Source organism: Proteobacteria bacterium CG1_02_64_396 (genome assembly GCA_001872725.1).
Classification (GTDB): Bacteria; Pseudomonadota; MNWR01; order CG1-02-64-396; family CG1-02-64-396; genus CG1-02-64-396.
The window spans coordinates 1-14,056 of sequence record MNWR01000004.1 but is presented as its reverse complement, the minus strand read 5'-3'; the positions used below and the strand labels follow the sequence as shown (position 1 = coordinate 14,056).

At 68.3% G+C, this 14,056-nt stretch carries 3 protein-coding genes; all 3 read left to right on the top strand.

Annotated elements, in window-relative coordinates:
- Window positions 1-69: 69 nt before the first annotated feature.
- Window positions 70-7,692, top strand: a complete 7,623-nt coding sequence (locus tag AUJ55_00170) for a hypothetical protein (GenBank protein OIO61401.1) — start codon at window positions 70-72, stop codon at window positions 7,690-7,692.
- A gap of 89 nt (window positions 7,693-7,781) precedes the next feature.
- On the top strand, window positions 7,782-11,435 hold the full coding sequence (locus AUJ55_00165) for a hypothetical protein (GenBank protein ID OIO61400.1): 3,654 nt from the start codon (window positions 7,782-7,784) through the stop codon (window positions 11,433-11,435).
- Window positions 11,436-11,526: 91 nt separating this feature from the next.
- The coding region (locus AUJ55_00160) for a hypothetical protein (GenBank protein ID OIO61399.1) at window positions 11,527-14,056 on the top strand (2,530 nt) is incomplete at its 3' end.

Sequence of the window (14,056 nt, the reverse complement as noted above, 5' to 3'; positions counted from 1 at the left end):
ATGCGTAGAAAAGGCAAGAGCCCTTTTTCAGCGTTTCCCTAGTGCGAAACCGTAGATTTGAGATCAACCATGAAATCAGGACATAAGCTTCTTTGGACCGCCCGGCTCTTACTCCTCTCGATGCTGGTCAGCGCCTGTGGCGGGGGTGGCGGAGGAGGCGATGGCGCCACGGGGGGCGGGGTGGTCGTCGACACCCTACCCCCGGTGCTGCAAGCCCCCGCCTCGGTGACCCTACCCGCCCTCGACGCCAACGGGCTGCCCCTGAACAGCCCTACGGTCACAGCGTTTCTGGCCACCATCACCGCCACCGACAACATCGACGGCGCCCTGCCCCTCATCACCCACGACGCCCCGGCGGTGCTGCCCCTCGGCACCACCACGGTCCACTTCAGCGTTTCGGATACGGCGGGCAACCAGGTCGCCGTAGCGGTCGATGTGGTGGTGGCCGACCTGACCGCTCCGGTGGTCACCGCCCCCACCCCGATCACCGTGGCGGCGGTCGATGCCAACGGCATTGCGGCCAGTGACCCCGCCCTGGCCCCCCTCTTGGCCGGGGCGAGCGCCGTCGACAATGTCGACGGAGCGATCACCGTCATCGGCAACGACGCCCCGACGACCTTCCCCTTGGGCTCGACCACCGTCACCTTCAGCGCCGTCGACGGGGCGAGCAATTCAGGTAGCGCCACCGTGCTGGTGACCGTCGCCGATTTGACCCCCCCCGTGGTGACTGGTCCGGGGGGAATCGCCCTTGCGGCCGCCACCCCCGGCGGCACCCCCGCCAGCGACCCGGCCCTGGCCAGCTTTCTGGCCAACGTTAGCGCCCTCGACAACGTCGATGGGGTCATCACCGCCATCGGTAGCGACGCCCCGACCCTTTTTGCGGTGGGGACGACCACCGTGACCTTCAGCGCCGTCGATGCAGCGGGCAATCCCGGCAGCGCCACCGCCACCGTCGCGATCTCAAACGGCCCGACCGTCACCGTCCCCCCCACCTTGATCGTCGCCGCCGTCGACGGCTCCGGCACCCCCGCCAGCCTGCCCGCCGTGGTCGCCTGGCTCAATGCCGCCTCCGCCAGCGATTCCCAGGGTGGGGCGCTGAGCGTCGGCAACGACGCCCCGACCCAATTGCCGCTGGGCAACACCGTGGTGACCTTTTCGGCCACCGCAGGCGGGCTCACCACCTCGGTGGGGGCGACCCTCACGGTGGTCGATCAGACCCCCCCGGTGGTGACCGCCCCAGCCCCCGTTACCATCAACGCCGCCGATTGGAACGGCCTGCCCGCCAGCGATCCTGCCATCGCCCCCTTTTTGGGGGGGGCGAGCGCCGTCGATAACGTCGATGGCGCCATCACCGTCATCGGCAACAACGCCCCGAGCACCTTCCCCATTGGGGTGACCACCGTGACCTTCTCGGTCCACGACGCCGCCGGGAATTTGGGCAGCGCCAGCGCCGACGTCACGGTGCCCAATGGCCCCTCGGTCACCGCGCCGACCCCCGTTACGGTCGACGCCGCCTCGGCTTCGGGCACCCCCGCCAGCGCTACGGCCATCGCCACCTTTTTGAATGGCGCCTCGGCCCTCGACGGGGCGGGCTCTGCCATCACCGTCACCCACAACGCCCCCACCACCCTGCCTCTGGGGGCGACGGTGGTGACCTTCTCGGCCAACGCCAACAACCTCACCGCCACCGCCACGGCGACCGTGACGGTGACGGATCTTTCACCCCCCACGGTGACCGCCCCCGCGCCGATCTCGGTCACCTCAACCAATGGGGGGGAGCTACCCGCCACCACCCCAGCGATTGCCGCCTTCTTGACCGGGGCCAGCGCCAGCGACGCCGTGGATGGCACGATCAGCCTCATCAGCCACAACGCTCCGAGTACCTTCCCGCTGGGAACCACCCTGGTCACCTTCGGCGCCAGCGACGCCGCCGGACACCAGGGCAGCGCCAGCGCCAGCGTCACCGTCTCGAACGGCCCCCTGGTCACCGCCCCCACCCCGATCACCGTGGCTGCGCGCAATGGGAGCGGCGTCGCCGCCAGCGATCCGGCCATCACCGCTTTTTTGAACGGCGCCACCGCCTTCGATACCACCGGCGCCCCCCTGACGGTGAGCCATGACGCCCCGACCGTCTTCCCGGTGGGGAGCACCACGGTGACCTTCAGCGCCACCGCCGCGACCGTCACCACCACCGCGACCGCCACCGTCGTTGTGGCCGACCAAACCGCGCCGACCCTCACCCCCCCCGCCCCCATCGCCGTCCCCGTCGGGGGGGCGACTTCGCTACCCGCCAGCACCGCAGCCATCGCCGCCTTTTTGACCGGGGCGACCGCGCTCGACAACGTCGACGGCCCGATCACCCCGATTGTCCACAACGCCCCCACCAGCTTCCCTATGGGGCTCACGGTGGTCGACTTCTCCGCCCAAGACGCCGCCGGGAACGTGGCCACCGGCAGCGCCGGGGTCGTCGTCATCAACGGCGCGACCTTGATTCCCCCCCTCGCCACGGCGGTGGATGCCGATTCCCCCCAAGGGGCTTCGGAGCTACACAACACCGCCTTGAAAGCCTTTTTGAACGGGGCGCTCGCCTTTGATGCCACCGGCAAGCGGCTCCCGGTCTCCTATCGGGGCCTGCCGGGGATCAACGATCCGAAATTCGGCACCTTCAGCATAACGTTCTATGTCAGTTCACCGGCGCTGAGCGCCGTCGCCAACCTGACCATCGCCGACCTCACCCCCCCGACCGTTCAGGCACCGGGCAACATCGTGGTGCAGGCAGCAGGATTAAGCGGCACCCCGGCCAGCGACCCGGCCATTGCCGCCTTCCTGGGGGGTGCATCGGCCAACGACGCCGCCACCGCGATGAACCAAATCGTCATCGGGAACGACGCCCCGACCACCTTCCCCAAGGGGGTCACCACCGTGACCTTCACCGCCGTCGATGGCGGGGGGAATCAAACCAGCGCCCAGGCCACCGTCACGGTGGCCGACCTGCCGGTGGTCACCCCCCCCGCCCCGGTGCAGATCGACGTCACCCGGATGGATCCCCTGCCGCTCAGTCACCCCTCCATCGCCACCTTTTTGGCCGGGGCCAGCGCGGTCGACAGCCTCGGGGGGACGCTGAGCGTCCAACACGATTTGCCCCCCTTCGCCAGGATTCACCTGGGGGTTACCACGGTTCATTTCACCGCCGTCGACGGCGCCGGAACCCCCCAAACCGCCGCATCGACCATCACCCTGGTCGACACCACCCCCCCGGTCATCGCCGCTCCGGCCAGCGTGGTGGTGATGCCGGTTGCCCCGAGCACCACCGCCCTCCCGAGCGATCCGGGCCTGGCCCAATTCCTGGCCTCCCCCACCGCCCGCGACGGGGTGAGCGGCGACCTGAGCGTGCGCTACAACCAGCCCCTGCCCGCGCTGACGGTGGGGTCTCATCCCCTGGTCTTTTCGGCCACCGATCCCTCGGGCAACACCAGCAGCGCCAACGCCACCATCACCGTCAGCAACACCTTAGAGCTGATCCCCCCGGCGCCGGTGGTGGTCACCACCAGCAGCGCCGCCGGCCTGGCCAGCAGCGATCCGGCCATCGTCGCCTTCTTGGGGGGGGCGAGCGCCCGGGATAGCCTGGGCGGCCTGCCCACCATCACCCACAACGGCCCGACCCAATTCCCGGTGGGGACCACCCCGGTCACCTTCACCGCCCACGATGGCGGCGGGGCCCCCTATTCGGTGGTGTCGTCGGTGACTGTGGCCGACCTGACCCCCCCGGTGGTCACCCCCCCCGCCCCCTTGACCCTGTCGCGCTGGACGGTCGCCCCCGACCAGGTCACCCCCTTCACGGTGATCGATCTGGCCGCCACGACCGACCGCACCCTGGCCTTGATGAGCGACGGCAGGGTTTGGCAGTGGGGGCTGGACACCCCCAGCGGCATGACCCCCGCCCCGGTGCCGGGCCTGCACAGCGTGGTCGCCATCGCCGCCGCCGCAAACATGGGGATGGCGCTAAAAAGCGACGGCACCGTCTGGACCTGGGGGGGCAACAGCAAAGGGCTCTTGGGACGCGGCGACGGCAACACCGCCACCCGCGTCGAGACCCCGGCCCCCATCCCGACATTAAACGGGGTGCGCTCGATTCAGGCCCACGCCGATTTTGCCTGGGCCATTCAGGGGGACGGCACGGTCTGGGGCTGGGGCTACAACAACGCCGCCCAACTGTGCGGCGCCTCCACCATGCTGAATGTGTTCGCGCCGGTTCGGGTCGAGCCGCTGCGGGGGATGGCCCGTTTTGCCACCGGCAGCACTTTTCATCTCGGCCTGAAAAACGACGGCTCGCTTTGGGTCTGGGGGGTGAACAGCGGGGGGATGATGGGGCACGCCGCCAGCACCGGTACCACCCAAACCACCCCGGTCCCCCTCGACACCCCCATCGCCGGGGCGGCCGAGGTGTTTGCCGGCTTTTCCCACCTGATGGTGCGCACCGATCAGGGCAAGGTCTTCGTCTGGGGCTACAACAGCCACGCCTCATTGGGGCAAGGGTCGATCTCGAATCAAGCCACCCCCATCGCTCTCGATGCCAGCAACGGCCTGAACGGCTCGGTTGCCGCACTGGCCGATTCCTACGGCGGCTTCAACGAATACGCCTTGGCCCGCAACGGCACCGTCTGGCGCTGGGGGGGGTACAACATGCCCGGAGGGTTCGCCGAAGCGGCCCTGCGCCCCGTCCCGCTGCCCGGGGTCGATGGGGCGGTCAAGATCGTCGCCAACCAAAACAACGGGTTCGTGCTGCGACGCGACGGTACCGTCTGGGGCTGGGGCATCCTGGGCGATGGGGGGATGGGGGCGCAGCCGCGACCGAACCTCTTTAGCCCGACGCCGGTTGGCCCCCTGGCTTTCGGCGGGGGATCGGTTTCAGGTTATGGGCTGAGCCAAAGCGACATCGCCCTGTTTTTGGCCGGGGGGAGCGCCGCCGACGCTTACGACGGCCCCCTGAGCGCCATCGCCGTCGACGCCCCGAATCCCTTGCCGGTGGGGAGCAGCGCGGTGACCTTCGAGGTGCGGGACGCCGCCGGGAATCTGGGCCGCGCCCAGGCCACCATCGCCGTGCTGGATCGCCCCACCCTCACCGCCCCGAGTTTGGGCGACGCGATTGCCCTCTCCCCCCTCGGCGGGGCGGTGGCCGCGACCGATGCCACCGCGTTGGCCTGGCTCGGCTCGGTACAGGGGTACGACGCCGCCGGGCAACCCCTGACGGTGACCCACAACGCCCCGACCCTGTTGCCGGTCGGCAGCACCGCCGTGACCTTCAGTGCCACCGACCCCCTGGGGAGCGTTCAACAGGCGACCTACACGGTCACGGTCCGCGACACCACCCCCCCCGTGTTGGTCGGCACCCCCCCCGCGTTCGTCGACCTCAATGGCGGCCCCAACTCCGGGCTGTTCCTGAGCGATCCGCAGGTGACCGCCCTACTCGCGGCGATCACCGCCACCGACGCCGTCGATCCGGCCCCCGTGGTGACCCACAACCTGCCCGCGCTGTTGGGGCGGGGGCAACACACCGTGGTCTTCACCGCCACCGATGCGGCGGGCAATGTCGCCACCATGACCGGCTATTTCTACGTGATCGGCCCCCCTGAATTCCCACCCAACGTGACCCTCATCGCCGCCACCGACGCCACCGGGGTCGCCGCCAACGCCCCTGCCGCCGCCGGTCTGAACGCCTACCTGATGGGACGCAAAGGGAGCGACGGCCATATCTCTTCGGTGGCGGTCACCAGCTACGCCCCACTCCCCACCCAGTTCCCCCTGGGCGACACGACGGTGCAGATCATGGGGAGCGATCGCTTCGGCAACGTCGGCACCGGCAGCGTCACCGTCCGGGTGGTCGACATGACCCCCCCGGTGGTCACCCCCCCGCTCGACATCACGGTGATGGGGGATGGCATCGACGGGGTCTCGGCCGGCGATCCGGCGGTTGCCGCCTTCCTGGCCGCAGGGAGCGCCGTCGACAACGTCGCCCCCAACCCGGCGGTCACCGCCACCACCACCCCCCGGCTCCCCTACGGAACCAACACGATCACCTTCTCGGCCAGCGACGGGGTCAACGTCGGCAGCGCCACCGCCAAGATCACGGTGGCTCAGGCCCCCCGCACCGCCCCTTTGTCGGGTCGCGAGAGGCTGGTTGCCGGTCAGACCCACACCTTGGCCCTGACCGACACCGGGGTGGCGCTGGGCTGGGGCGACAACACCGGGTTGCAACTGGGCACCCAGGTGCTCCCCCCCCTGCTGCCGCAAGCCCAGGATCCCGCCCCCCTTCCCAACCTGGGGACCATGCTCGATTTGGCCACCCATACCTGCCATGCGCTGGGGATCGACGCCGCCAAACAGGTGTGGAGTTGGGGCTGCAACGCAGCCGGGCAATTGGGCAACAACAGCCTGATCGCCTCGGCCACCCCGGTGAAGATCGGCGGGCTGTCCGGCGCCAGTCGGGTGGCGGCCGGAGCGACCCACTCCATGGTGCTGCTGGCCAACGGCTCGATCTGGAGCTGGGGCTCCAACGCCAACGGCCAGCTCAGCGACAGCAGCACCCTCGACAGCGCCACCCCGGTTTTGAGCAAGATCCAATCGGTCGCCCTGCCTAAGGCGATTGCCGCCGGAAACCACCATTCGCTGGCGCTGCTGAGCGACGCAAGCGTCTGGGCCTGGGGATCGAGCCAATTCGGCCAGGTCGGCGAAGGGGTGCTCAGCGGCGCCCTGGCCACCCCCTTGGCGACCCAGGTGGTCGGACTGACCAAGGTGACCGCCATCGCCGCCGGAGGGGATCACGCCCTGGCGCTGGTGGGCAACAAAGCCATTTGGGCCTGGGGCAAGAACGACCGAGGACAGCTGGGGGATGGCACCACCATCAACACCGCCACCCCGGTGCAGGTGCTGGGACTCCCCCCCGGCATTGCCGTGCTGAAGATCGCGGCGGGGCAATCCCACTCGGCGGCGTTGCTGGCCGACGGCTCGGTTTGGAGTTGGGGCAGCAATCTGAACGGGGTTCTGGGCGACGCCACCTTCACCACCTCCAACAGTCTGGCTCCGATTCAGGCGGTCGGGGTCGCCACGGCGGTCGACATCGCCTGTGGGGGCGACCACACCATGGTGCTGATGAGCGACGGCTCCCTGCGCGGCTGGGGCAACGACGCCAGCCGCCAGATCAGGGGGGTCACCGCCGTCTCGGTCCAGCGCAGTCCCACCGTGGTGCTCAACCACTTTGGGGGCTCCCCCCTCTACCTGGCCCGCGTCGCATTCGATTTCGAGGGGGGTTGGCCGACCTCGATGGGGGTCGGTCTGAATCAATCGCCTTGGTTCATCACCACCGACTTTGCCGCCACCGGACGCCACAGCCTGAAGAGCGCCCCCATCGCCGATGGGAACACCAGCAACGTCAAGTTTGTGGCCGATTCGGTGGTCGCCGGCTCGATTGCGTTCGATCTGAGGGTCGACAGCGAGGCGGGGATGGACGAGCTGGTCTTCAGCATCGACGGGGTTGTCCCGACCGGGGGGCGTTGGTCGGGGGCGGTCGGCTTCCAGCGGGTGCAGTTTTCGGTCCCGGCGGGGAGCCACACCTACTCCTGGAGTTACATCAAAAACGGCGCGGTGGCGGTCGGCCTCGATGCCGCCTGGATCGACAACATCGTGTTGCCCTGAGTCTCGATCCCCATCGCTTTCGAACCATCGACACCATCGCCAACGGTCTGGCTTCGGTTCATTTCAGGATCATTTTTTAAGGAGCACCCATGAACACCATCCATCGCCTCTGCCTGGCCATGATCCTGACGGTTGGGCTTATTCCCGGTTTCACCGTCCCGGCTTGGGCCGCACTGACCTACAGCTGGCAAGAGGTCAACCCTCTGCCCACCCCCGATGAAATCGGTGCGCTTGCCAGCAATGGCGGCGGGGTTGTTGTGGCGGTGAGCAAACAGGGGACGTTGCTGCGCAGCGGCGACGGGGGGACGACCTGGGGCCAGGTTAAAACTGCAACCGGCTGCCTCACCGTCTATTGGAGCGCCGCTCACAGCCGTTTTGTCGCCATGGGCAATTGGTCGAACGGATCCTTCACCAGCCCGGACGGGTTGACCTGGAGCCCCACCACCAGGCCAAACTCTTATCCGGTTCAAGCGCTCGCCGAAGGCAACGGCATCCTCGTCGCCGTAGGGGGGGGAAGCTCCATCTGGACCAGCAGCAACGGCGGCGCCAACTGGGTCAGCCAAAATCAGGTGGTTCCCGGCACCCTCTCGTCGCTGGATCACGTCGCGTGGAACGGCAGCCTCTTTGTGGCGGTTGGGGGTTACACAAGGGCCCAGCTGTTGGTGACCAGCCCCGATGGGGTGACCTGGACCCAGCAGGATGTCGCCACCGCCATCGCCACCCTCCCCACCGTATCGGCCACGACCCCCCTTGGCGGTGTGGTCTGGGATGGCGCCCGCTGGGTCGTCACCACCCGCGACCTCTACAGTCTGGTCAGCGCCGACGGGGTGACCTGGAGCGCCCTGACCACCTCACCCACGGCAGGGACGAACACCTACGCCAAGGCGTTGGGCTGGAACGGCCTGCAATACTGCGCCGTGGGGCAATACGGCGCTTTTGTGAGCAACGACGGCGTCACCTGGAACCACACCCTGACGGCCCCCCAGGCCAATTATTTCCTGAAGACGGTCGCCTGGGATGGCGCCCAGTGGATCGCAGGGGGGAGCGGTGGAACCCTTTATACCAGCCCGGACGGCACGACCTGGACCGAACGCTCCCAGGGGATCCACGACGACCTGAACCGCGCCGCCTTCGCAGGCGGCCTCTACGTGGTGGTGGGGTTCGCAGGAAGGATTGCCACCAGCCCCGACGGGGTCGCCTGGACGGTGCAAACCTCGAACACCATTGAAACCCTGAACGACATCGTTTGGACGGGCGCCCAATTCGTCGCTGTGGGCAACAACGGCGCGGTGGTCACCAGCCCCGACGGCATCGCCTGGAGCCCCCAGGTCGGCCTTACCGGCAACCGGCTCACCGTGGCGTGGAATGGGGTCACCCTGGTCGCCGTCGGCGATCAAGGGGGGGTCGCCGCCGCTTGGACCAGCACCGATGGGGCGACTTGGACCCCCAGCAGCAACGGCGGCCTGGGATCCAACGTCAATGACCTGATCTGGGAGCCGACCCTGGGCCTGTTCGTCCAGGTCGGTTTCTCGGGGGGGGGCATCGCCACCAGCCCCGACGGCATCGTTTGGACCCCACAAAACTCGAACACCACCGGCACCCTGCTCGGTGTGACCAGCGACGGCAACGGTCGTTTGGTCACGGTCGGCATCGGAACCCCCAACGTCTTGGTCAGCACCGACGCGGTGACCTGGAGCCCCGTCACCTTCCCCAGTTACGGCACCCGAAGCATCAGCATCGTTTGGGATGGCAGCCGGTACCTGATTCCCATCAACGTCACGGTCAACAGCAAACCGACCATTTACACCTCGACCGACGGGGTCACCTGGAGCAAAACCGCCACCAACATCGGCGGCATTGCCGGCAAGGGGGCGCTCTTCGAGCCCAGCAGCGGTCAATACCTGACCGTGGACACCTTCGGCCACATCAGTCTGGGCGCCGTACTCCCCAACCACCCCCCCGCCTTCGCCACCCCCCCCACCATCAAGACCCAGAACGTTGCCGTCGGCGACACCTTGAGCCTGCTCAACGCCAACGCTCAAGACCCCGACAACGACGTGCTGACCTACACCTATGTGTGGCGCAACAATGGGGTGGCCATTCCCGGCGCCACCGCCGCTTTTTACGCCATGACCCCCAGCGATGCCGGGGCATCCCTCGATTGCACCATCACCGTCGACGACAACCTGGGGGGGGTGGCGACCGCCACGACACCCCCGGTGACGATCGCCAATCACCGCCCCACCTTCACCGGCACCCCGACCCTGGCCTCGACCGGCAACAATGTGGGCGACGTCGTTTCGTTGACCAACCTGGGGACCAGCGATGTCGATGGCGACACCGTCACCTTGACCTACCAGTGGTATCTGGACGGCTGGCTTCCTATCGCCTCGGCGACCGGCCCCACCTTCACCATCACCGTCAATGAATTGGGTTTTGGCCTCTCCTGCGATATCACCGCGGACGACGGCAACGGGGGGCTCACCACGGTCACATCCGACAGCTTGGCCCTTTTCAACAACCCCCCGGTGTTCGTCACCCCCCCCACCGTGAGCAACATCTCATCCACCGTGGGAACAGTCGTCGAGGTTCAGGCCACGGTCACCGACGACAACCCGTTCTCCACCCCGGTCATGACCTACCAGTGGCGGGCGGCGGGGGTCGATATTCCCGGAGCAACCGCGCTGGACTACACCATCGCCCCTGCCGATATCGGGGTGGCCATCGACTGTGTCGTCACCGCCGACGACCAAAGCGGTGGGGTCACCACCGCCACCACCGCCCCTTACATCCCCGGCAACGGGGTGCCGACCTTCGATGAATACCCTGAGATCGCCAATGCCGGTCCGGTTGCGGTCGGCGACCTGCTGACCCTGCAATTCACCGCCGCCACCGACCCCAACGGCGATCTGCTCACCACCACCTATCGCTGGCAGGCGGACGGCGTCGACATTCCCGGCGCCACGGGTCCGACCTACACCGTCGCCAACACCGACCTGAACGCGATGGTCACCTGCGTGGTCACCGCGACCGACCCCTTCGGCGGGTTTGCCCAGCACCAGACCGCGCCGGTTCAACCCGGCAACCTTCCCCCCGCCTTCACCGGCACCCCGGCGATCGCCAACCTCAACCCCCATGTGGGCGACACCCTGACCCTGGCCGACGGCTTCGCCTCGGATCCCAACGGCGATACGGTCAACTTCTATTACCAATGGCGGCACAACGGGGCGGTCATCACCGGGGTCGGCACCAACGGCCCCACCCTGACCGTCACCCCGGCCTTGGCCCACCAAAACATCGACTGCCTCATCTTCATCAACGACGGCAAGTCGAACCCGGTGCAAGCCACCACCGCCGCCATCGCCGTGGGCAACACCGCCCCCAGCTTCGACGCCACCCCGGCCATCGCCAACAGCTCGGCGGTGGCGGGCGACACCCTGAGCCTGAGCGGCGTCGCCACCAGCGACCCCGACGGCGACACCGTCACCTTGAGTTACCAATGGCGTAGCGACGGGGTCGATCTAACCGGAGAAACCGGTGCGACCCTTGCCGTCGCCGCGACCCACGAGGGGCACGCCATCTCGGTGGCGCTGAGCGCCAACGACGGCCAGGGCGGCATCACCGCCGTGACCGTCGCAGCCCTGACGATCCCCGCCGCCAACACCACCGCCGGAGGCACCACCGGGGATGGTTCAGCCGGCGGTGGCGGGGGCGGCTGCTTCATCGGCACCGTGGGGTTCTAACCCCTCCCCTTGATTCGTCGACCTTCCAGACCCCCTCCCCACCGCCCGCACGGTGGGGAGGGGGATCCACCCCCATCGAATGGATCCCCCTATGAGACAACCCCTCTTCCCGATCCGCCCCATCTTGCTGGCCTCGCTGGCCGCCTTTACCCCTCTGCTGCCCACCCCGGCCTTGGCCGTGAGCTACAACTGGCAACTGGTGAACCCCAAACCGGTGGGCGACCTCATCGGCGGGGTCGCCTCCGACGGGGTGGGGATCTATGTCGCCACCTCGAACATCGGGGGGATCGTGCGCAGCACCGATGCCGGGGCGACCTGGAGCGCCGTGACCCCGGCCATCACCGGCATGAACGCGGTGATCTGGAGCGCCACCCACAGCCGCTTTGTGGCGGTGGGGGCCGGATCGAAGTGCTACACCAGCCTGGACGGCCTGACCTGGACCCCCTCGGCTTTAAGGGGGGGGCGCGAGATGTTCGGCGTGGTCGAAGGGGGGGGGATCCTGGTGGCGGTGGGGGACCAAGGCTCGGTCATCACCAGCAGCGATGCAGGGGCGAACTGGACCCTTCAAAGCTTCCCCACCATGGCCTTTTACGAAACCCTCAAGCAGGTCGCCTGGAACGGCAGCCAATTCCTGGCGGTAGGGGGGGGAGGATCCACCGGCAGCGTGATGATGGCGACCAGCCCCGATGGGGTGACCTGGACCCAGCAAGACCCCGCCGCCGCCATCGCCGCCCTGCCACTCAACGCATCATCTTCAGGCTTTTTGGGGGCGACCTGGGACGGCGCCCGCTGGGTGGTCAGCACCGCCAATCTCTACACCATCGCCAGCAGCGACGGGGTGGTCTGGAGCGCCCTGAACGCCGCATCGATGGCCCATTACCCCAGGCAATTGGGATGGAGCGGCCTCCAGTATTGCTCGGTCGGTCAATACGGCGCCTACGTCAGCAGCGACGGCGCCACCTGGAGCAAAACCCTCACCGGCTCGACCTCAGCCTCGTGGACCCTCAACTCGGTGCTCTGGGATGGGGTGCAATGGGTCGTGGCGGGGATGGGGGGGCAGATCTTCACCAGTCCCGACGGCATCACCTGGACCGAACGCTCGACCGGAGTGCACGACAAGCTCTCCCGGGGGGTGAAGGGCAACGGTTTGTTCGTGGCGGTGGGCGACGCCGGGCGGATCGTCACCAGCCCCGACGGTTTAACCTGGACCCCCCAAACCTCGGGGACCACCGCATCGCTTCGCGATGTGACCTGGACCGGCACCCAATTCGTGGCGGTGGGGGCCAGCGGCGCCCTGCTCACCAGTCCCGACGGGGTGGTCTGGAGCCCCCAGGTCGGCAATACCGCCATCATGCTGCGGGTCGCCTGGAACGGCGTCACCCTGGTGGCGACCGGCTACGGCGGGGGGGGGAGCATCCCCATCAGCTGGACCAGCCCCGACGGGGTGGTCTGGACCGAACACGCCAGCAACGGCTCGCTCGGCACCAACGCCACCGGCCTCATCTGGGATGCCACCCTGGGGCTGTTTGTGCAGGCAGGCGCCAACGGCGGCATCGCCACCAGCCCCGACGGGGTGACCTGGACCCCCCAAACCTCGGGGGTCGCCACCTCGTTCAGCGACGTGACCTCCAACGGTAGCGGCCTCTTGGTGGCGGTGGGGCTGGGTACCCCCAAGGCGGTGGTCAGCAGCGACGCCGTCACCTGGACCCCCGCCCCCTCGCTTGCCGCGGTTCGCCCCTATGGAATCACCTGGGACGGCGTCCGGTTTTTGATCCCCGACGCCACATCGCGCTACAACGGCGCCACCCCGGGGGTGTTCACCTCGCCCGACGGCCTAAACTGGAGTCTGGTCCCCAGCGATCTAGCCGGGATGCCGGTCAACAGCGCCCTGTTCGATGCCGCGACCGCCAACTACCTGGCCTTTGATGTCGCTGGCAAGATCGCCCTGGGCAAACAGGCTGCCAACCTGCCCCCCAGCTTCACCGGCACCCCCGCCATCGCCAACGGTAGCGCCGTGGTCGGCGACACCTTGACGTTGAGCGCCACCGCCGCCACCGATCCCAACGCCGATCCGCTGACCACCACCTACCAATGGCGGGCCGCCGGGGTCGCTATTTCAGGCGCCACCGGGGCGAGTTACACCGTCGCCCAGCCCCAGGCCCACCAGGCCATCGATGCGGTGGTCAGCGTCGACGACGGCTTCGGGCTGACCGCCACCGCCACCACCGCCACGCTCACCCTGCTCAACACCCCCCCCACCTTCACCGGCACCCCCGCCGTCGCCAACGGCAGCGCCTTGGTCGGCGATACCCTGACCTTAAGCGGCGACGCCACCAGCGATGGGGACGGCGACACCGTCACCCTGAGCTACCAATGGCGGGCCGGAGGGGTCGCCATTCCCGGCGCCACCGCCGCCACCTTCACCCTGACCTCAACCCAGGCCCACCAGGCCATCGACTGTCTGGTCACCGCCGACGACGGACAGGGGGGGAGCGCCCCGGTGACCACCGGCGCCTTGATCCTTGGCAACATGGCTCCGGCCTTCACCGGCACCCCGGCCATCGCCAACGGCAGCGCCTTGGTCGGCGATACCCTGACCTTAAGCGGCGACGCCACCAGCG

Bases quoted from the DNA above. Each gene is read 5' to 3' on its own strand.
- AUJ55_00170 (OIO61401.1), top strand. From the start codon at position 70: ATGAAATCAGGACATAAGCTTCTTTGGACCGCCCGGCTCTTACTCCTC.
- AUJ55_00165 (OIO61400.1), top strand. From the start codon at position 7,782: ATGAACACCATCCATCGCCTCTGCCTGGCCATGATCCTGACGGTTGGG.